The organism is Algoriphagus oliviformis, assembly GCF_017254915.1.
Classification (GTDB): Bacteria; Bacteroidota; Bacteroidia; order Cytophagales; family Cyclobacteriaceae; genus Algoriphagus; species Algoriphagus oliviformis.
Map to the genome: position 1 here is coordinate 722747 of NZ_JAFKCT010000001.1, position 21656 is coordinate 744402.

Genomic DNA, 21656 nt, shown 5'->3' on the forward strand with positions numbered 1-21656 from the left:
GGATTAGATGAATACATAGATTTCTGAGATTTCTTCACCGGGGCTGACCTTGACTGCCCCGGATCGGCTGGGATTGGGTAGATGACCAAAAAGAACCCGATTGCCCGGCTTTCTCCTGAGCTCCAGGTTGAGCTTGGGATTTTCGAAGAAGGGAATCGGTACCTGTGATTTGAAGATGACCGTCTCGGCATTGTTGATCCGGATGTCGGCGTGGGGAGCTGCGCCCTGCTGCTGAAAGGTGTAGGTGGCATAGGGAGAGCCGGGAGGGTTACCCTTGTCCAGGATCGACAGCTGGGCAGCGGCCAGATCGACCTTGTTGTTTTGGCTGACGATGATGTAGGTCCACTTGGTGGCTTTCCGCTTCAGGTCGATGGCAAAGTACTCCCTGTCTCCATACAGCCGCGCTGGCGATGCGCGATAGCCCAGGCTCAGGATGCCCAAGGACTTGTTTACCTCGGAGTCTTGGGTCAGGAAGTAAGTCCTGGTCCAGAGGTCCTGTGTGTCCGCCTCGTTTCTCAGTACGAAGGAGTAATTGCCCTCTGCTTTCCCCTTCAGATCGAGCTTGAGCAGAAAAGCTCCCGTGTCGTCCGGGCTGAGCGGCAAGTCCAAAGGCAGGGGATTTCCATTATCGTCCAAGCCCGGGGCGATTTTGTTGCCCGAGGCGTCCCGCACTTGGAGGATTACCTTGGATGGTATAGGATTGAGCTTGACCCGCTCGCTGAAAGTCTTGGGCCTAGCTCCGTCCCAGATGTCCACCGCCAGTTTCTCGGGATTTAAGGGATCGGAGGAGGCGTTTGCGGGAATGTTTTGGAACGCCAGGATATCGCCCGCCTGATAGCTTCTGCTTCCTTTTTTCAGTTCGGTGACCGTGAAAAACTCCGTGGGATTGTTGCTTTGGAAGAAAAAGCAAAGGTCTATGGGCGGACTGAGCGCTACCTCAGGCGTGCTCAGGTCGTCTTCGGCTCGGTAGAGCAGGACGATGCCCTGTGGTGTCTCTCTCCAGAGCATGCGCCCTCTTTTCAGCTTTTCCTGGGTTTCCCGTGTCGGGATGAGCTTGATGTCCCGGGCGATGCCGTTGCGGAAATAGTCGTGGAGTACGCTCACTTCGAGCAGCCGGGAGTAGATGAGGTTCATGACTTGTGCTTGGAGGTAAGAAAAATCTGCTCGATCGGTTCGCCGCTTTCCTGGATGGCATTTTCCTGGATTCGGAGCGTCTTCACCTTATACAGCACACTGGGCAGATACTTGGCGCCTACCACCGACCAGAAGTTGTACAGCTGCTCAAAGGAATAGCTGTACAGCTCCACCACGATCTTGCTCAGATTCGGGTCAAAACCCGAGAGCGCAGGGCTGTTTTCGGGTGTGAAGACGCTTTTGCTTTGGAAAAAAGCGATGGCATAGCTCAGCTGCTTGAGTCCCTCCACATAGTCGTCGGAGGAGTTGTTAGCCTGCTTGTTTTGGAAATTGGCCGTGATCAGCACGTAGAGGTTGAGCTGGATCTCGGGGTTTCGTTTTTCCATCTTGCCTACGGCGTTGATGAAGCGGCTTTGCTGCTCCTTGTTGGTCCGTTCTTCTTCGATGTTGATCAGCGAGATGCCCAGACTTTGGTCGGGGATCGCGATGCCCTGCTCATTGGTCACACCAGACAAAAAAATCCTGGTCGTGAGCGGATCGCCCACTTTGAGCTTGATAAACCCGTTGAGCTCCTGGGTCAAAAATTCCAATGCGGAATGGATCATGTTGAAAAGTCGTGGTCAATTAAAAATTCAGATTTTCTGGGCTTATAAATTATCGAAGCCCTCCACGGAATGACAGGAAAAAATAACGTACTATGACCTTTTTCCTAGAGCTTTAATCTGATTAACTCCATGAAAAATAGTGTTTTAAGCCAAAAATAAGATCGTCTCTTTGACAGGAACTTCAGCCCTCAGACAGTCCGAAACTGGACATTTTTGCCGACGAAAGGCCGCTAAAAAAGCCCGTTGTGGCCCTCGCTAGTTGAGTCGGCCGGCAATCCAGCCATCGTAGCGGATCAGTTCAAAATCGATCGGGTTCCAGTTGTAGGCGCCCTTGCCGTCGCGGAGCTTCTGCAGGTGTTCGTTTTCCCCCAAGTCCTCCATGAAATTGACGGGCACTTTGGTTTGGATGCTCCGCAGGATATGAAAGGCACTGTCTATGCGGGCGTTGAATTTTCCCCTCCAGCGCCGGAGCAGCTTGCGGAGGTTTTCCACCTTGTAGTCCAGCCAGTCGGCCTCATTTTGGTCAAAGAGGATCATCAGCTCCAGCATCTTGGAGCCGAGGTAGTAGTTGGGCAGGGATTTCAGCTCCAGCTGGCACTCGTGGACCAGCCTGAGGGAGCCCTTGAAGGACTTTTGCCTAAACAAGAGAAAGGCTTCCCAATACTTCCATTTTGGGGCCAGCTCGGGACAGTTGCGCATCAGGTTTTTCTTGAGCAAAGCAGTCGCCTCCTCTATCCGGTCTTGATGAAACAGCGCATACCATTGGTATTGGGCCAGCTCTAGGTTGTTTTCCTTGGACTGCATCAGCGTGAAATCCTGCTGTTTGCAGTTTTGGATGACTTCCTTGTATTGCCCCGTTTGGAGGAGAAACTTCTGCTTGGTGAGCAAAAACTCCTCGTACACCTCCCTGTCCTCACCCTGCTTGGAAAAGCTCTGTTCGGACTCGGAGATGAGGCTTTTGGCCTCTTCAAAGTTCTGCTCGGCGAGGGACTGGCGGATGTTGGCGACCAGCCCCCAGTCTTTGCGCTCGGAGTTGAGCTGGCGCAGGATGCGACCGAGGTAGGCGTTTTTTTCGCACTTGGGCTGCTCCTCGGGATTGGGATGATGCTGGTTGACCAGGATTTGCAGGTGGCTTTTGATGACGAGCTCCAGCTCCGGCAGGTCTTCTTTTCGGATGACCTCATTGACTCCAAAGCGCTGGGAGATGTCGAAGATCGAGAGGATCAGGTCTGGGAATTCGCCCTCGATGGCTTTCTTTAGGCTTTTCTCCAGGAGCTTGGCGCCCTCCGCCTGCAGGCCTCGCGCCAGCATGACCTGGCTTTGGAGCAGGAGCTCGCTGCAGAGTATCCTCGTCCGCACCTCTTCGGGGAAGGCGCTGGACCTCAGCAAGGGCAAGAGCTCTTCCAGCTCCTCCTTCACTCTCTTTTTGAGCTGAAAATAGGCCGCGCTGTCGCCCGATCCGTACACGAGGCGGCTAAACTCCCGGTCCTGCAGGCCGGGTTTTTCCACAAACAGTTTGAGAAGCCTGTACTTTTTTGAGCTGCTCGAGTGGCGCGTGGCGCAGAACTCCAGCAGCTGGTTTTTTTCGCCCGCGGTGCAGGCGGATAGAATCTGAAAAATCGGGTTCATAAAAAATGGGGTAAAAGCCAAAAATCATCCACTAGTGGACATTATAGCTTTTTAAAGGTAAGCCTACCCGTCTCAAAGTCAAAAAGTTGGGGCGATTATTTCAGCCGGAAGACTCCCGGCTCAGTCTCGGAGTAGAGGTTTTTCAGAGCGGGCAGTTCCTGGAGGAGCTGGCGGAATATACCCTCCGGATCCACCACCACGCCGGGCTTTTGGGTGTGGAGGTTTTGGTAGATCTTGGCTTTTTGCTCCAGGGTTTTTTCGGTTTCCAGGTAGGCCTTGGTCAGGTGGAAGTTGAGAAACGGGCCCCCGAGCGGATTCTCCAGATAGGGCGAGGAGTCTTCTGCCAAGACCATGATTTTTTCCCCGGGCCCAAAGCTGCCACTGTGGGATTGGCTGACGAAGTAGGGAGATCCTTCCCTTGCCTGGTCTTGCCAATACCACCAGCCTGCGGCCGGCAGCCCAAAAAGCAAGAGCAAGAAGGCCAGTTTGCCGACTATGCCTTTTCCCGTGTTGAGGAAAAACTGCGTGATCAGAAACGTGAGCCCCGGGATGAAGATCAGCAGCTGGTAGGTCGCCTGTCTTTTGATGAGCATAAACTCCAACAGGGAAAACAGCAGCCAAACCTGGATCAGCTGACGCTGCTTTTGCTGGTTGATCGTGGAGCCTCTCAGCACGGCGCTGTAGAAATAGCCCACCAGTCCGAGAATCACCGGGAATGCGCCCAGAATCGCCCAAACCAGCAGGGATTGGTAGCGGTACTTTTCGTAGGTAAAGACCAAAGGCCAGACCTCCAGGGTCTCCATGAGCCCGTTGTTCCAGAAGTAGAACATCAGCAAAAGCAGGATGGGAAGGAAAAATCCCACCAGGGACAAGACCAACTGCCGGAAGGAAAACCCGCTGACGGCGATGCCGGCAAAGATCATGTAGGGGAGGAAAATGGCGAAATTCAGATGAAAGCCAGTGGCGATACCGCCATAGATCCCGATCAAAAGTGTGGATTCGCTGGTTTCCTTTTGCAGGACGGTTTGGGAGAAAAGCTGGCCAAGGGCCAGCACCAGAAAGGTACTTCCGAGCAGGGCAGGCGACAGGCCGACCATGTCAAATGAGAGGTGGAAAAGCGCCGCCATGACGATGGCCGGGAGGTAGGTGTTTTCCTCAAACACACGGTACCGGATCAGGACGGTGTTCCAATAGACGATCTGGAAGAGCACCAAAACCCGCCCGAGGAGCTCATAGGCCAGTTCGCTCCTGCCAAAAAGCGTGTGGATAAAGGTGAAGAAACCCGCCGACAGCGGCCCCGTATCGTCGATCACGTCCTGATACAGGAAGTATCCGTCACTCAGCCGCTCTCCCAAAACCATCCATACCAGCCTCGGCTCCGTGAGTGGAAATGAGAACACCACAAGCATGACCACAGCCAGAAGAATCAGATATATTGCTATCCCAATAAGGCGAAAGGGGTCGTTTACTTTGAAAAAACTGAGCAAGGCGCAGGAGGGATTGGGTTGGATTGGGCCGAAATTAAAGCTTGCCCAAGTATTTCGCTAAATTTGTACCACAAATACTTCACATGGAAAGCAAAAGACAACAAAAACACGCCAAGCTGCTCCAGAAAGAGCTTGGGGATATTTTTCAGAAGGAAGCAAAGCATCTGGTCGGCAAGTCGATGATCACCATCACCCGGGTGGGCGTGAGTCCCGACCTGGGCTTTGCCAAGGTGTATGTGAGTTTTTTGCTCACCGATCCAAAGGCCACCTACGAGCTGATCAACGAGCACAAAAAGGAAATCCGCCATCACCTCTCCAAAAGGATAGGCAAGTCCGTGCGGGTCATCCCCGAAATCGCCTTCTTCCCCGACGACTCGGCGACCTACGCCCAGCACATGGACAAAGTGATCTCTGACCTCAACATCCCCCCTGCTCCTGAAGAGGACGAGGAGGAAGAAGACTAATCCACCCATTCCCTTGAATACCAGCTCCTTCATTGCCGGCAGGTACTTTCGCAGCAAGAAAAAGCGGAATTTCATCACGGTGCTCTCCATCATCTCCATGGTGGGAGTAGCCGTGGGGACGATTGCGTTGGTGGTCGTCATGTCGGTGTTCAACGGGCTGGAGGACCTGATCCGGAGCCTGTTTGCGAGCTTCGATGCAGAGCTGAAGATAGAGCCTGCCAAGGGCAAGAGCTTCTTGGCACCCGAAGCCTGGCTGGCGGAGATCCGGGACATCGAAGGCGTGGAGGTGCTGACCGAGGTCATCGAGGACAATGTCCTCTACGAGCATGACGACAACCAGCTGGTGGCCAAGATCAAGGGCGTTTCGGACAATTTCCTGGATCAGGGCAGATTCGCCAACGGCTACTTTTGGGGAGACACCACGCTGGGAACCGAGCTGCGCCCCGGGGCCATCCTCGGTAGGGGAGTCGGTTTTTTCCTTTCCATCCATCTGAACGAGCCCAACTCCAGCCTCAAGGTTTTCTATCCCAAAGCCCCACGCTCGGCGGGAAGCATAGACCCTACCCAGCTCTACAACAGCGCACAGCTGGAACCCCGGGCGTTTTTCAGCATAGAGCAGCAGTTTGACGACGAGTACGTCATCGCCCCGCTGCATTTCACCCGCGACCTGCTCAACTATGGGGAAAAGCGCACCGCGCTGGAAATCAAGGTGAAGGAGGGCGCTTCCGTTGCCGACGTGCAAAAGCGGCTGAAGGCGCATTTGGGACAGGATTTTTTGGTGAAAAACGCAGATGAGCAGCATGCAGGCCTGATCCGTACCGTGAAGCTGGAAAAGCTGTTCGTTTTCCTCACGCTTACCTTTATCCTGGCTATCGCCTCGTTCAATATCTTTTTCTCGCTGAGCATGCTGGCCATAGAAAAGAAAAAGGACATCGCCGTGCTCAAGGCCATGGGTGCACGGGACAGCATGATCAGGAGGATATTTTTGAAGCAAGGCGCGCTGATTGCGCTGAGCGGAGCGGTGATTGGTTTGGTGTTGGGGTATTTGACGGTTTTGGCGCAGGACACTTTTGGTTTGGTGTCCCTGGGGATTTCCTCGGCAGTGGTCGATGCCTATCCGGTGCGTATCGTGTGGTCTGACTTTGCCTGGATCAGTGTGGCGGTGATTTCGATCACCCTGCTGGCTTCGTGGAGGCCTGCGATCATCGCCTCGCAGGTGGAGACGGTCCGGGAGCTTTAGTCCTGCTTGCACACTTTTTCCCAAACACCCACAGCCGCTTCCATTCCCAGATCGATTGCTTTTTGCAGCTCCCTGCAGGCTTCGGGCTTGCGGTTCATGCGCTGATAGGTGATGCCCCGGTGATAATAGCCGGAGGCGAAGTCCGGATCGAGCACGACCGTTTGGGTAAAATCCGCCAATGCCTCCTCAAGTTGCCCGCTGACATACCTGGACTGGCCCCGTGCCAGAAGGTATTCGGGATTTTCGGGCTCCAGGGAGATCGCCGCGGAATAGTCGGCTTCGGCCTCTTTCCATTTTTTCTGGCGGGAGTAGGTTTTGCCCCGGTAGAAATAGGACTCGGAATCGTCCGGATCCAGGCTGATGGCCAAGCCAAAATCCGATATGGCCCCCTGGTCTTGGTCGTGGCTCATCCGGTAGAATCCGCGTTGCTTGTAGGTCTGGGCATTGCCCGAGCCCTCGGCGACCACCTGATCCAGCTGGCCCAGCAGCACCTCATCTCCCCCGGTTTTCACCAGGGCCAGGCCTTGCTTGGCGGGAAGGTGGTCGGGATTTAAAGACAAGGCGAGTTCGTAAGCTTCTATGGCCGGTACATTGTCCCCCAGCCTGGCAAGTGCCCGGCCTTTTTCCGCATAGAAGTCCGGCTCTTCGGGATCGAGGGCGATGGCCTCGTCCAGGTAAAGGATGGCGAAATCATACTCTCCCAGCTCGATGCTGCACAGACCCAGATGGTAATAGGCCTGCTCCGCGCTGACGGTCTGGAGCGTGGTGACTTCCGAGACGCCCTTGGAGCCGGGGGTGACTTTGTAGAGGACGCGGTTGGTTTCTCCTGGCGGGGTTTTGAGGAAGTTTTCGAAGTCTTCTATTGCCGGCTCGTAGTGTCCGAGCTGGTAGCGCACTCTACCCCGCTCGAAGTAGGCCTCGGCAAACTGTGGGTTCAGCGTCAGCAGGCTGCTGAAGTCCCCCAGCGCCTCTTCCAGCTTGGATTCGTTTTGGTGGGCTTGGCCGCGCATCCAGTAGGCCTCCTGGTCGGTGGGGTGGCCCTGTATCCAGAGATCCAGCAGAGGCAGGGCCTCCTCCCAGCGCTGCTGCCCAAAGGCCTCTTGCGCGAGCTGAAAAGGGCTGGGCTCAGCCTGTTGGGAAAAAGCGTCGAAACCAATGCAAAGCAGGATGAGGAGTACACGGAGTGTTTTCAAGGTGGCGGGGATGACGTCAGCGGGAAATAGGTTTCCAAATTTATGGATTTAGTCGGTTTGTCAGAGGGCCGGGTTGACTAGTTGGACTAGCCTTCTTTTTTGGAGCCCCGAAGTCCGGCAAAGCCTTGGTTGAGAAAAGAATAGAGCGTGCCCAAGACGCCCAGGCCGCCCGTGAGGTAGGCGTAGGCTTCATTGAAGAAGGTTTTGTCGAAGATGCCCACCAGGGCTACGCAGATCAGGACAAAGCTGATGACGGCCGTCTGTATGGTCCGGACGTTTCCGTGTTTTTTTTCGTAGGCGCCAAAGCTGGCCGCCTCCTCTTCGGAGGAGTCCGACAGGACGTAGCGCCTGAACACCGAGCTGAAAAGCCTCCATTCTATCCAGCTGTCGCTGGTCTCGGAGTAGGCCTTGGGGACGATGATGCCCTTTTGGGCGAGGTCCAGCATGGTATCCCTCCTGGCGGGATTGTAAAACCCCTCTTTGGCGTAGGAGTGGCAGACGAGCTTTTCCTCAAAGCTGAGGTCAGACCAGATGTTGGTGTAGAATGCCTTGTTTCTTTTCAGGCGGGCCAGGACCTCGTCTTCGTTTCGGAAGGGGCCCTTCACAATATCCTCTATCTTGATCACGCTAAACTTGAAGTCGGAAAACAGCTCCGAAAAGATGTTTTTGTCCAGATCGGACTTGAGTTCCTTGAAGATGCTTTTCCACAGCGCTCCCGAATAGATGGTGAGGCGACTGGGGGAGTTTTTGATCAGGGAAATGGGTCCCACGAGCGTCATCGGGTTGTCGACACAGTGGAAGTTGATCAGGCGGTAAGACTTCGCCCTGGGGACAAAATCCTCGGGGAAGCCGCGATATTTCAGGTCGATGGTCTCCGTCTCTTCCTCGGGATCGGGTATCTGGTTGGAGTTGACGCAGCAGATGAAGTTGGGCGCCAGATCGGATTCCGTGAAGGTCTCTGCCGCGGGGTGTAGGTCAAAAAAGACACTGTCTTGGATCCATCTGATGACCAGAAAGGTCGCAAGGATGAGCAGCCCAAATCCCAGATAGAGGCTGGGCTTGGTGCTGAAGTGGGTCTCTGAGCCTCGCCAGGCTTCGGCCAGTGTCCGGTAGCTGGGAGCGATGAAGTCCTGGATCTTGGAGTCAAAGGAGTCGCCGACGGTGGACATGACGTTTCGCCGCACTTTTTCAAACTCAAAGATCAGCGGACTGACTTCCGCAGCGTCTCCGGGGGCTTGGGCCTGGGAAGCTTTTTCCCAGATCTTCGACTCAAACTGCTGGGTCTTGGACTGGATCAGGTAGCCCGGCAAAAACCCGATCAGAAAAAACCAGAATACCAGGTAAGCGCTGAGCGTGTTTTTGGAGGAGCTGATGTACTTCAGCGCGGGGAGGACCTTCTTCTTGGGACGGAGTCTGTACCAGCCGTAGACGATCAGCAGGCTGACGAGGAAGAGCCCGACTAGGGCGGGGATCAGCCTCGGCAGCGCTACGGAGATCACCAGTCCGGTGGCCATCAGGATTCCCCCCAGTACCAGCGACTCCGTGGTAAGCTTTTTTCCCTCGCTGACCGCGCCTATCTGCGCACTTCCCAGGTTGATCGCGGAGATGCACAGGGAGGAAAAAGTAAGCAGAGCCAGGTTGGAAAAGGGGTTGAGAGAGCTCGCCCATAGGATGGTCATCAGCACCAGGGAAAAGAACAGGTACCCGGCAATCAGGTAGTTGAGCCGGGCTTGGTTTTTCTCGTTGGGAACCAGCCATTCGAAGAGGAAGGACTTGAACCCCTTGGTGTTGGATCCTGTGCGTGTGGCCCATTGGCCAAAAAGCGTCGCTATCAGGAAGCCGAAATAGATCCCCAGCAGGATCATACCCTCAAAGGAAGTCAGGGCAGAGAATGCGTGATAGATATTGGTGTTGACCAGAAAAACCTGCCATAGCTCGGAGTCATAGCCGGTGGCGCCGACTCTCTGAAACAGGGCCAGGTATTGGTGTCCGTTGAGGTATAGCGGGACATGCAGCGGGATGGAGCGGTCGATGTCCCGGTTGTTTTTGAGCAGGCTGGAGACCTCTTTCCATTTGTCGGAGCTGATGGATTCGCTGAGGTTGGAGATGGAGGATTCCACCTTTTTGCTTTTGAAGATCACCTTGCCATCCTCCTTGATCAGGAGGATGCGGTAGTTTTTGCTGTATGGCTCATCCAGCTCCAGTGAAAAAGTCACCGCACTGATACTGCTGTTGGGCGATACGGGGTCTTGGAAAGAAATCACGCTCTCCAGCTCACCGGTGCTACGGCTGTAGTGGGAGCCGAGGAAGGTCGGATTTTTTTGCCTGCGGGCAAAGTAGCGGATGTAGGGTCGGCTCTCAAGGCTGATGAAGGAGGTGTCGTATGCGAAAGCAAAGGTGAGTGGGGGTTTGTCGCCCTTTTGGTTGAAAATGATCTCCTTGACGTAGCCGGTCTGGGAGTTGACCTGGAGTAGCTCGTTGGCGTCATCGGGGATAGCGCTGCCCTCGCGGTCTACCCAGTTTTTCAGCAGGGTCTCGAAGCGCTCCAGATTGGAGGCGAGGATCTGGCCTGAGGCGTTGATGTCTTCGTTCAGCAGCTCGGTGGGGACGGGTCTGTTTTTGGAAAAAGAGAGCGAAAACCCGACGACCACGGCGATGGTCATCAGCGAGACGCCGACCTGGATGATCCGGCTTTGGGTCATGTTGTCCCCCCTTCCCATCTTCACCACTCCGAGGATCGGAATGGAGGCGATCAGCAGGGTCAGGATCAGCAATAGGGTACTCAGTAGGTTGTAGTTGATGCGGAGGCCGACTTTCAGGAAATAGTCCGAGTCGTATAGCCCGACAAAGTACAGGCGGTTGGATCCCAGGTAGATGGGGTTTGCATAGGCATGGTATTCGTTTTCGTCCAGGACGATGCGGGAAAAGGTGATTCCGGCATGGGTCAGCCCGACGGAGTCTTGCCTGAGCGGATCGGGCTCAAAGAGGCGGTTGCCGACCGATTCTTCCGGATACAGCACGGTGCCGGATTCGTTGGTCAGGTAGAATTTTTCGAAGATAAAATCGTTGGCCAGGAGCTTTTCGAAGAGATCCCGGATCGGGATGTCGATGTCCATCAGCAGCACCGAGTTTCCGGTTTTCGGGCCGGGGAAGCGGGGATTGGTTGCCACCGCCCGCCGGAAGGTCCGCTCGTAGGGCGCGGGGATGTCTACCGGCTGGTTTTTGATCTGGATGATGGTGCTGTCCAGTGTCAGTTGGAGCTCGGGTGCTTCGTCTGACCGCTCGTACCGGACGTTGCTCACCCGGGGTTGGAATCCTTTGAGCAGTTCCTGGATTTCGGCGGCGTAGCCATCCAGCGGCTGTATGCCCGAGCCGACGTATCCAGTACGGTGCAGGTAGGCATCCACCCGCTTGAGGTAGTCCGGCAGGGCGGTTTGGATATCCTTGCTCAGGCTCGCGATACTCCGGATATGCTGTTGTTCCAGTTCTTCCTGGTTGTTGGTGGATTGGACAAAAAGCATCACACCGATGATGGCCACGATGGGCAGGAGAAAGAGCCATATTTTAAAAGTCCGAAGTTTCATAGTCAAAAAAAGGCTAGAATTGCCAGGGAGCCCTACGTGCCGCTATGACCGGTGGAGGTCAAGCCAAAAACCTGGGGGCTGAAGGCTCTTGGGCCAAGTGGGGTCGGCAAAAGCCAAGAGAAAATTCTGTCTGGACAGCTATTAAATATAATATTAATCGATTGATAATCAATCAGAATAAGATTTTGTCTTTGCGGGGGTTTTTTGCGGAAAAAATTATATTCTGTTGATTTAAGGCACGTTTATTGAAAGCAAGCGAAACCAAAAACACCGCCGATGAAAGAGTATACCCTTTTTGTATTTTTCCTTTTTTCCGGACTTTCCCTGGCTTTTGCCCAGGACAGTGCCCAAAATTCCCTCCGCTCCGGCACCATCACCAGCCAGTTTGACTACATCTACCGCGTTTCCAATGGATTTCAGGAATACGAGGTGGTCAAAAAAGCCCATTTGGAGCAGTTGAAGTCGAATGTGCTGGATTCCGTGAGAACCCTCTCCAAAAAGGTATCCGACCTGAATACCCAAATGGCCAGCCTTGACGACTCCGTGGTGACCGTGAAGCAGCGCCTCTCGGCCGAGATGGAGGAAAAGAACCAGGCCATCGCCGACCGGGACAATTTCAACTTTCTGGGAATGGGAATCCAGAAAACCGTCTACTCCTCGCTCATGTGGACACTGGTGGCGATTCTCTCCGCCGCTTTGGCGTTTTTTGCCGTGCAGTACTTCAAGAGCTTTGGCAGGATCAAAAAGGCCGAGCGGGATTTTGTGGAAATGCAGGAGGAGTTTGACCAGCATCGGAAAAACACCCTGGACCGGGAGCGAAAGCTCAAGCGCGAGCTGATAGATGCCCAGATGGGCAGAAGCTGAGCAAAAAACACTACTTGGGCCGGAGATCTTCTTCGGCTTTTTTTCTGAAAGGAAAGACAATTCCCAATTACTCGCCAGCGGGTGGATTTGCATTATCCATCCTGTGGCTTTCAAAAGACTGAAATCATCCCCCTTTGCCAGCCTTTCAAATTTTCCCAAGCCTTCCAAGTCTCTTTTGGTAGGCCTATCTTGCGTGCGTGGATCAGCCAAAAAAATACGATGTGGTGGTGATCGGCTTGGGAGCCGTGGGAAGTGCTGCCCTTTTTCAACTGAGCAAAGCACCCGGCATCAGGGCGCTGGGAATAGACCGCTATGATCCCCCGCACGGCATGGGCTCCAGCCATGGGGAGTCCCGGATCACGCGCCTCGCGGTGGGGGAAGGCGAGGACTACATTGCCTTGGCAAAGCGCTCCCACGAGATCTGGCGGGAAATAGAAGCAGAGTCGGGCCGTACCCTGCTGACCAGAACCTCCGGTATCCTGCTGGATTCGGGGGTGCAGGCCTGGGAAAAGCACGGGACGGCCGGTTTTTGGCAGCAGACCGTCTCCTTTGCCGAGGGTCATGGGATTGGCCATGAGCTGCTTGATCCACGCGATCTTAGAGACCGATATCCTGCGTTCATGCTGGAGCGGTCCGGCAAGGTGTACCTTGAGCACGAGGCCGGATACCTACGCCCGGAGCTGTGCATCCAAAGCCAGCTGGAGCTGGCTGCCCAAAACGGAGCGGAGATTCGCCGCAATTGCCCTGTTTTGCAAGTTCGCAGCGAAGGGGAGTCGATCAATGTCGCCACGGATGGAGGGCGATTTTTGGCGGATCGGGTGCTGCTGAGTGCAGGGGGCTGGATCGGAGACTTTTTGCCTGCGTCGGAGAAGAAGAACTATAAGATCTGCCGTCAAGTACTGCATTGGCTGGAAATCGGCGAAGGTGCTGGGGAGTGGACTCGATACCCTGTTTGGATGTGGGGATTCGGACCGAGGCCGGAGGATTTTCTCTACGGCTTTCCCTCTCTGGATGGCAGGACGGTCAAGATGGCCACGGAGTCCTTTGTCGACGCCGGGCATCCCGACGCCTTAATCCGGGAGGTGACGGAGGCCGAGCAAAAACTTTTTTGGAAGGAAAAGGTGGAAGGAAGGATCGCGGGCTTAAGGCCGGTGTTCGCACGCTCGGAGGTCTGTTTTTATACCGTGACCTCCGATGCGAGATTTGTGACGAAGGCGATGGAGGGCATGGAGAATGTGCTTTTGGTCTCGGCCTGTTCGGGGCATGGATTTAAGCATTCGGCGGCATTGGGCGAGCGGATTGCCAAGCAACTGCTCCAGGGGCGATAGGCGAAGTCTATTCTTTTTCCTGTCATTTTTCTTGCTAAACGCCTACTTTTGCCGACTGATTACCAAAAAACCATCATGGCCAAGAAAAGAGGCAGCGCCCTGGATCCGGAAGAAAAAAGAAAGTTGAACAAGCAAAACCTGGGCAAGCTCGGCGGGATTTTCAGGTTTCTGCTTCCGTACAAGTGGGCCTTTTTCTCCGGCTTGGTGTTTTTGCTGTTTTCCTCCCTGACTTTGCTGACCTTCCCCTACGTGGCCGGCAAGCTGATCGATACGGCACAGGGCACGGGCTGGATCGTAGGCGACGTGAACTCCATCGCCTGGATTTTGATCGGTATTTTGGCAGTCCAGAGCATCTTTTCCTTCTTCCGGGTCTGGCTCTTTGCGCTGGTGTCAGAGCGGTCGATGCGGGATATCCGCCTCGCCGTGTATTCCAAGCTGGTGCGTCTGCCCATGTCCTTTTTTGACAAGCGCCGTACGGGAGAGCTCATCAGCCGGATCACCTCGGACGTCAGCCAGCTGCAGGACACCTTTTCTACGACCTTGGCGGAGCTCTTCAGGCAGGTGGTGACGCTGGTGGCGGGGATAGGCTTTCTCCTATATAATACACCAAAGCTGACCCTGTTCATGCTGGGTACCTTTCCCGTGCTGGTCTTGATCGCGATGGTGTTTGGCAGGTTTATCAGAAATCTCTCGAAGAAAACCCAAGACGAGCTCGCCGCGGCCAACGTGATCGTGGAGGAGACCCTCCAGTCCATCAGCACGGTGAAGTCCTTTGTGGGTGAGGCCTATGAGTCCGCCAGATATGGCAAGGGGCTTCATTCGGTGGTTGGTGTCGCGCTGACGACCGCCAAATACCGGGGTGCCTTCATCTCCTTTATCATTTTTGCGCTTTTTGGCGGGATCGTCGCAGTGATGTGGTACGGGGCCAGTCTGGTCGCGGAGGGTAGCATGAGCGTAGGCGAACTGGTGTCCTTCGTGTTGTACACGACTTTCATCGGGGGCTCGATCGCCGGGCTGGGCGACATCTACTCCCAAGTACAAAAGGCCATAGGCAGCTCGGAGCGGGTGTTGGAGATTTTGGACGAGGAGGCGGAATCTGCCTCTGGCACACAGGCTGACAAGTTTTTGGGCAAGATCGAATTTGACCAAGTCGGGTTTAGCTATCCCACCCGTCCTGAGGTGGAAGTGCTAAAGCAGGTTTCTTTCCAGATACAGCCTGGGGAAAAAGTCGCCCTGGCGGGGCACTCCGGTGCGGGCAAGTCCACCGTCATCCAGCTTTTGCTCCGGTTTTACGAAACCCAAAAGGGAAACATCCTGGTGGATGGACGTGACGTGAAGGACTGGGATCTTCGTGCTTTGCGGAGCAAGGTGGGCATCGTGCCCCAAGAAGTTTTGCTTTTCGGCGGCTCTATCCGTGAAAACATCGCCTACGCCAAGCCTGATGCCACTGAGGAAGAAATCATTTTGGCAGCTAAGAAGGCCAACGCCTGGCAGTTTATTTCCCAGTTTCCGGAGGGCTTGGATACCCTTGTCGGCGAGCGGGGTGTGAAGCTCTCCGGAGGGCAGCGCCAGCGAGTCGCCATCGCCCGGGCAATCCTCAAGGATCCTGCGATCTTGATCCTCGACGAGGCTACGTCCTCTCTCGATGCAGAATCGGAGTCTCTGGTGCAGCAGGCTCTGGACGAGCTGATGAAGGGGCGAACCACGCTCATCATCGCGCATCGACTGGCCACGATCCGCAAGGTGGACCGCATCTATGCGCTGAGCGATGGCAGGATCGTGGAGCAGGGCAGCCACAAAGAACTCGTGGAAAACGAGGGAGGATTCTACGCCAACCTGGTAAGGTTACAGTTTGCGGACTAGCGCAGGTTGTGGGCGGTGAGGGACTTGACCATCCCCAGTGTCTTTTCCTTTAGGATTTTCGCGCCCGGAAACAGCCTTTTCATTTCTTTTTCGTTGAGCAGGCGGATTTCGTCCAGGTATTGCTGGGCGTCGGACTTTTTCCACTTGGTCATCCGACTGAGGCGGGTCTTGGTAAGCAGGAAAAACAGCAGGCCTTTGGGCATGTATTGCGCGAAAGGGATGGCATAGTGGGCTTCCACCGGGAAGTACTTGTTGGGCGTTTGGATAAAAAAGCGCTTGCCCACCCGCTGGATCTCATCGGCCATTTTTACCTGATTGTCATAGGTGTACACGTGCTCGATGACTGAGTTGGAAAAGACCAGGTCAAATTTTTTGTCGGCAAATTCCGGCATGGAGGTAGCGTCGCCGACCACGGCTTGGATGTGGGGATGGGTGGTTTTTTCGCGGTGGAGGTTGAGCAGGGTGATGGTGACGCCCGGGATATTGGGTACTTGGCTGCATTTCCAGAAGTAGTCCGTTCCGCCTACATCGAGAATTTCAATGGTCTTTTCTGGATTGAAATTTCTGAAAAAAAGTTTTTCAAATCTTTTAAGTCGTCTTGCTCTGAATTTGGCACCGATTGACTTGGGATTGTCCGACGGTGCAAAGAGATCGTTTAGAATACTCATTAGAAGCCTTGAGGCAGTTGGGGGTACAAATAAATCCAAAAGTAATCAGCCCACAGGATTTCTTTCTTGTTTTTAAGCCGCAAAACTTTAAGCGAAGCCCAAAGTTGCCCGATTTAGTTGAGCAAAGGGAGCATTTAGGCAGAAATTTTCTGGAGACTTGGAAGTTGGCCGCCGGTTTTTCCCGGTTTTTTGGATTTGGCGAGTCGTATCTCCTGCTGGCAGTTTGAAAATCGGAGGCCATGGCCGACACGAAGTAAAAAGCCCTCTCCTGTATGGGAAGGGCCTTTTGGGGATTTGCTGGGCTGGAGAGGGATCAGATTCTGAACAGCGCGTCGAAGAAACCCATCGTTTCGCCTTTCTTTTTGAAGATCAGCATAGGAAGGAATTTGTTGACATGGATGAGTTTTTCGGCGGTGCTGCCGAGCAAGATGGCGGCGGATCGCGTGCGTCCCCTGGAGCCGAGGAGGATCATGTCGGCGTCGATCTGCTGCGCAAATTCCAGGATCAGAGCGCCGGGATTCTTGCCGTCGCTGAGCACCAGTTCACACTCCAGCTCGCTGTGGTTGTGTTTGCTGACGAATTTTTTGAAGTCCGCTTGTGCGTTTTCCTTCATGATCTCCGAAAACTCCTCAAAGGACTTTCCGGTCTTGGAGTAGCCGTGGGGCACTTCGTACAGGTGCAGGGGAACGAGCTCCGCATCCAGCTTTTCGGCGATTCGCTCACCAAACTCATAGATCATATGGTTGTGCGAGGAGAAGTCGGTCGGGATGAGGATCTTCTTTGGAAACTTGATCGGCCGTCTTTCCTGAATCAGCAGCACGGAGCAGGGGGCTTTTTTGGCCACGCCATCTGCCAAGACGCCATTGCCGGGGAGGGTGTCCTTGCGGCCCATGATCACCAAGTCCACATCCTTGAGCTTAGCCCAGCGCAGGAAGGTGTCCAGGGGATGGCTGCCCTCCTCCACGAAAACTTCTGTCTCGATCTCCTCGGGAAAATTGTATTCTTTCAGCTTGTCACTGATGAGTTTTTCGACGGACTCGTCGGTAGGAGCCACCAAGTTGGGGTATTTGTCGAGGATTTCTCCAGGAATCTCCAGGTTTTTGGAGACATGGAGAAAATAGCATTTTTCTATTCCTAAAAACTTGATAAAAACTGCCGTCTTCTTGATCAGGTTGTCGTCCATCTCGGTGAGGTCCAGACCAATCATGGCTTTGGAAAAGAATTTCATAGTTTGGGGGTTTATTCAGCCTTAAGTTAAAAGATAGATTGAGTAAATCGAACAGAATTTTTAGAATGGGGAAAAGAGAGTCTTTTGGGGGTAGATTTGCGGGGATAAAATCGGGCCGGTGGAGCCAACGTGTGACCGTTTTCAAGCCCAAGAGACTCCACCTGTCCAAGGTTAGGCAAGTGTGGCTTTCCAAACTAGCAATCAGCTCATGAAAGTACTGCAGAAATATTTCCTGGCCCTCGTCCCTCCTCCCGAGATCCTCGACCGAGTCCAGGGGATCAAGCTGCAGCTGCGCGAGGAGTTTGGCATCAAGTACGCGCTGAAGTCACCTGCTCACATCACGCTGAAAATGCCCTTCAGCTACAACCAGGCCAAGGAAACGCTGCTGCTGGAGCGGCTGGCGGAGCAGATGCAGGAGCAGCGGCCTTTTGATCTCAAGCTCACCGGAGTGGACACGTTTGGCAAGCGGGTGATCTTCCTCTCGGTGGGGCGCTCGGAGCCCCTGCTGCTTTTGCAGGAGCGGCTCAAGGTGTTTTGCAAGCGGGAGCTCCACCTGGTCGACGAGCTGAGCGACCGCAACTTCCATCCCCACATGACGGTCGCTTTCAAGGACCTCAAGGAAGGCCATTTTTACGAAGTCTTGGATAGGGTGAAGGAGCTGGCGGCCGATACAGAATATTCTACTGGAGAACTCACCCTGCTCAAGCGAATTGACGGGGCCTGGTTTCCGCATCGACGGGTGCCGTTTGGAGGCTGATTTTTAGGAATATCCTATTTTTTACCGCCGATCACACTAGAAAAATGAAGATTTTTCAAAAAAAATCAAGTTTCAGGAAATTTGGGGAAATTCACGTTCCTGTCATAAACATTTCGATATTCGCGACCTTCACTTTTACCTATTCAGAAGAATAAACTGTTTGGAGCGATAAAACAGGATATTATCCAAATATTATTTTAACATTAATTTGAAAGGTTCTGAGCATAAAAATTGGACTTTTTGAATAGTCAGAATTTAAATAATACTATGGATTTAAAGGAGAAATTTTATTCTTCCCTTTTCTTCCAAAGGCATTGTTTTGAGGCTTGGTCTGGTTTGACTGCTTTTTTAAATTATTAATATTTGTTAAAACAGTGTATTTGCAAAATAAAATGTCGGGATACGGGGAATGGTAGTGTTTTTTTGAATTTGTTTACAAGCATTAGAAGATGTCATATTAGCGCCCTGAATGTAAAAAACACCAAATCAAACACCTATGAAGAAAGTTTTATTAGGCTTTGCATTGAGTTTTCTGACCATCGTGTCAGTACTCGCGCAGTCCAAAACGATCACTGGGCGGGTTACTTCGGCTGAAGAGCCAGAAGGCGTACCAGGAGCCAGTGTGGTGGTAAAAGGCACCACCCAAGGTACGATCACCGATCTGGACGGATCCTACTCGATCTCCGTTCCGGACAATGCTGCAACACTCGTGTTCAGCTTCGTTGGCTACCTGACCAAAGAAATGCCTATCGGATCCAGCTCCGTGATCAACGTGGTGATGGATACCGACGTGAAGGTCCTCAATGAGGTAGTAGTAACTGGCTACGGTACCCAGGAGAGAAGAGAGATCACCGGCTCGGTGACTTCCATCAACTCTGCCGATATCGAAAACCTGGTGGCTCCTTCCTTTGAGTCCCAGCTTGCTGGCCGTGCTCCTGGTGTACAGGTGACCACTCCTAGTGGGGTATTGGGTTCTAGACCTATCATCCGTATCCGCGGTGTGAACTCCATCAGCTCCAGTGCCAGCCCACTGATCATCATCGACGGGGTGCCTGTAGTGGACGACGACAGATCTGCCGTCAACGCTTCCAACCCGCTTGCCAACATCAACCCTGCTGACATCCAGTCTTACGAAGTATTGAAGGACGGTTCTGCTACGGCGATCTACGGTTCCAGAGCTGCCAACGGTGTGATCCTGATCACCACCAAGAGAGGCTCCACCGGCAAGGCTAAAGTGAACTACAGCATGGCTATGGGTGTCAACGAGGAAGTGGACAGATTCGACCTGTTGACTGGTGACGAGTTTGTGACCATCGCAAACGAGAAAGTAACCAACACCAACCCAAATGCTACCGGTAACGCCAGACCAGGCGAAAACAACGACTGGCAGGACATCGTGTTCAGAAACGGTTTTACCCAGCAGCACAACCTGTCCATCTCTGGTGGATCTGAGGCTACCAAGTACTTCTTCTCCCTGGGCTTCACCGACCAGGAGTCCCCTATCGTGGCCAACGACCTGAAGCGTTACTCTTTCAGAGCAAACGTAGACCACAGCATCTCCAAGGCCGTGAGAATCGGAAACTCCCTTTCCTACTCCATGACTGAGATCAACGGTCTAAACAACGGAGCAAACTCCCTGTCCGGTGCGATCTACAACGCTACCCGTGCGCTTCCAAACGTGGCGATCTACGATCCGGCCAACACTGCATTTGACGGATACAACGTACAGCCTGACGGCTCTACTACTGGATGGGGCAACAACCTTGCCGGTCCTGACAACAACATCCCGAACATCGGCTTTGTACTGGACAACAACATCTACAGAAGCCGTGCACACAGACTGTTGGGCTCTGCCTATGCAGAAGTGGACATCATCACCGGCTTGACTGCAAGAACCCAAATCGGTATCGACTTGACCTTGGCTGACGACTTCCAGTCTTTGGACCCAAGACACGGTGACGGCCGTAGCTCTAACGGTTCCGTGTACATGGCTTACAACCCAGCGTACCGTTGGAACTGGCAGAACACCCTGAACTACCAGACCGTGATCGCTGATGACCATAACATCAACGTAACCGGTGGTCTGGAGTATCAGATGACCAACTATTACAACTTCAACGCTCAGGGTACCGACATCTCTGACAACTTCTACAGATTGCAGAACCTGATCTCTGGTTCTTACAACAACCAGTTCTCTGGTGGTGGATACTCCGAGCGTGGCTTTGACTCTTACTTCGGTAGATTCAACTACAGCTTCAAAGGCAGATACTTGGCTTCCTTCACCGTAAGAAATGACGGTATCTCTGACCTGATCGGTGACAACAAGCGCGGTACCTTCTTCGGTGGATCTGTGGGATGGAGAGTTTCTGACGAGGCCTTCTTCAACTCTGAGCTGATCTCCGACCTGAAATTCAGAGCATCTTATGCTGAAGTAGGTAACACCGGAATCGGTGCATTTGCCGCATTCGGTGGCTATTCCCCAGTATTGGGTGGTGCCGGTGCAGGTATCGGCTACTCTCAGGTAGCAAACGGTGGCCTCCAGTGGGAAACTTCCAAGAAGTTTAACATTGGTTTGGACATGACTATCGGCAAAGTGACTTTCTCTGCTGACTACTTCAACAACGACGTGGATGGTTTGATCCTTGACGCTCCTACTGCTCCATCTTTGGGTGTACCGGGCAACAGCATCAGCCAAAACGTAGGTGCGATGGTAAACTCCGGTCTGGAACTGAGAGCTTTTGCAAACGTGATCAACAGAGGCAAATTCTCCTGGAACACCGACTTCAACATCACGTTCATCGAAAACGAAGTGACTGAACTGGTTCAGACCTTGACCGGTACCTACAACAGAACTGCGGTTGGCGGTCCTATCGCCCAGTTGTATGGATTCACTTGGGCTGGTGTCAACCCAGCTAACGGTAACCCGATGTACTACAGCGGCGAAAACATCGTGCAGTACGACCTGCGTCCTAGTGGCCAAGGCGGTCTGAGATTCAAAGCTTACGATGCCAACAATCCTGCAGACGTGTCTGTCAACGGTGCAGCTCCTACTCAGAGCTTCCTTGGCAACACCCTTCCAAAGTGGCAAGGTGGATGGAGCAACAGCTTCAAATTTGGCAACTGGGATGCTGAGATCTTCACCAGATTCTCCGGTGGCAACTACATCATGAACGAATCTGTAAGAGGCCTGATGGGTCTTGGATTCTCCAACAACCACGCTTCTATCCTGAACAGATGGACTGAAAGCGGTCAAGTGACCGACGTGCCTAAGCTGTACTCCGGACAGGATCAAAACACTTGGCAAAACTCTGCTTCCAACAGCAGATTCGTTGAGAAAGGCGACTTCGTAAGAATCCAGAATATCGTAGTGGGTTATACCGTTCCTGCTGCTGCTTTGACTTCAGCGTTCAACGGTGCGATCACCAACGCAAGATTCTTTGCTCAGGTACAGAATCCGTTCACTTTTACCGGATACAGCGGTCTTGATCCTGAGTCCAACCAGTATTCTGGCCAGCAGTCGTTTGGTGTGGACTGGAACGTAGCTCCTGTGATCCGCACTTACACTTTGGGTCTGAACGTAGGGTTCTAATTTCAAACTCCTAAACGAAGCAT

General features: G+C 53.4%; 15 protein-coding genes. 7 read left to right on the top strand and 8 right to left on the bottom strand.

Annotated elements, in window-relative coordinates; all coding sequences use genetic code 11:
* Positions 1-3: 3 nt before the first annotated feature.
* The 4 genes from J0A68_RS03110 to J0A68_RS03125 form a co-directional block, all read right to left on the bottom strand.
* Positions 4-1134: a hypothetical protein gene (locus tag J0A68_RS03110; protein ID WP_206576720.1), complete on the bottom strand. Its 1131-nt coding sequence runs from the start codon at positions 1132-1134 to the stop codon at positions 4-6.
* The gene (locus tag J0A68_RS03115; protein WP_206576721.1) at positions 1131-1739 is read right to left on the bottom strand and encodes a Pvc16 family protein; all 609 of its coding nucleotides are present in this window, start codon (positions 1737-1739) and stop codon (positions 1131-1133) included. The genes J0A68_RS03110 and J0A68_RS03115 overlap by 4 nt, the downstream gene beginning before the upstream one ends.
* A 255-nt stretch (positions 1740-1994) precedes the next feature.
* Positions 1995-3368, bottom strand: a complete 1374-nt coding sequence (locus J0A68_RS03120; RefSeq protein ID WP_206576722.1) for a hypothetical protein — start codon at positions 3366-3368, stop codon at positions 1995-1997.
* 95 nt (positions 3369-3463) lie between these two features.
* On the bottom strand, positions 3464-4855 hold the full coding sequence (locus J0A68_RS03125) for a hypothetical protein (protein WP_206576723.1): 1392 nt from the start codon (positions 4853-4855) through the stop codon (positions 3464-3466).
* 83 nt (positions 4856-4938) lie between these two features.
* Here J0A68_RS03125 and rbfA point away from each other — a divergent pair, with 83 nt between their 5' ends.
* Both rbfA and J0A68_RS03135 read left to right on the top strand, forming a co-directional pair.
* Positions 4939-5319 (top strand): 30S ribosome-binding factor RbfA, encoded by a 381-nt coding sequence (gene rbfA / locus J0A68_RS03130; protein WP_206576724.1) that lies wholly within the window; start codon positions 4939-4941, stop codon positions 5317-5319.
* Between the two features lie 13 nt (positions 5320-5332).
* Positions 5333-6559, top strand: coding sequence for an FtsX-like permease family protein (locus J0A68_RS03135; protein WP_236021328.1), 1227 nt, complete (start codon positions 5333-5335; stop codon positions 6557-6559).
* Here J0A68_RS03135 and J0A68_RS03140 read toward each other — a convergent pair.
* Positions 6556-7752, bottom strand: a complete 1197-nt coding sequence (locus J0A68_RS03140) for a tetratricopeptide repeat protein (protein WP_206576725.1) — start codon at positions 7750-7752, stop codon at positions 6556-6558. The genes J0A68_RS03135 and J0A68_RS03140 overlap by 4 nt on opposite strands.
* Before the next feature lie 86 nt (positions 7753-7838).
* Positions 7839-11336, bottom strand: coding sequence for a hypothetical protein (locus J0A68_RS03145; protein WP_206576726.1), 3498 nt, complete (start codon positions 11334-11336; stop codon positions 7839-7841).
* Between the two features lie 276 nt (positions 11337-11612).
* On the opposite strand from J0A68_RS03145, the gene J0A68_RS03150 reads away from it, so the two are divergent.
* The 3 genes from J0A68_RS03150 to J0A68_RS03160 all read left to right on the top strand — a co-directional run bounded on the left by J0A68_RS03150 (position 11613) and on the right by J0A68_RS03160 (position 15391).
* Positions 11613-12200: a hypothetical protein gene (locus tag J0A68_RS03150; protein ID WP_206576727.1), complete on the top strand. Its 588-nt coding sequence runs from the start codon at positions 11613-11615 to the stop codon at positions 12198-12200.
* Between the two features lie 197 nt (positions 12201-12397).
* Positions 12398-13528: an N-methyl-L-tryptophan oxidase gene (gene solA, locus J0A68_RS03155; protein WP_206576728.1), complete on the top strand. Its 1131-nt coding sequence runs from the start codon at positions 12398-12400 to the stop codon at positions 13526-13528.
* A gap of 75 nt (positions 13529-13603) precedes the next feature.
* Complete coding sequence (locus J0A68_RS03160; protein WP_206576729.1) at positions 13604-15391, top strand: ABC transporter ATP-binding protein; 1788 nt, start codon at positions 13604-13606, stop codon at positions 15389-15391.
* Here the strand turns inward: J0A68_RS03160 and J0A68_RS03165 are convergent.
* Entirely contained in the window at positions 15388-16059 is a 672-nt protein-coding gene (locus J0A68_RS03165) for a methyltransferase domain-containing protein (RefSeq protein ID WP_206576730.1), read from the bottom strand. The two genes, J0A68_RS03160 and J0A68_RS03165, sit on opposite strands and share 4 nt — an antisense overlap.
* Positions 16060-16372: 313 nt before the next feature.
* The gene (locus J0A68_RS03170; protein ID WP_206576731.1) at positions 16373-17287 is read right to left on the bottom strand and encodes a universal stress protein; all 915 of its coding nucleotides are present in this window, start codon (positions 17285-17287) and stop codon (positions 16373-16375) included.
* A gap of 208 nt (positions 17288-17495) precedes the next feature.
* Between J0A68_RS03170 and J0A68_RS03175 the strand changes: the two genes are divergently transcribed.
* Positions 17496-18044: a 2'-5' RNA ligase family protein gene (locus J0A68_RS03175; RefSeq protein WP_206576732.1), complete on the top strand. Its 549-nt coding sequence runs from the start codon at positions 17496-17498 to the stop codon at positions 18042-18044.
* Between the two features lie 496 nt (positions 18045-18540).
* A complete protein-coding gene (locus J0A68_RS03180) occupies positions 18541-21633 on the top strand; it encodes a SusC/RagA family TonB-linked outer membrane protein (RefSeq protein ID WP_206576733.1) in 3093 nt (1030 codons plus the stop codon).
* Positions 21634-21656 lie beyond the last annotated feature (23 nt).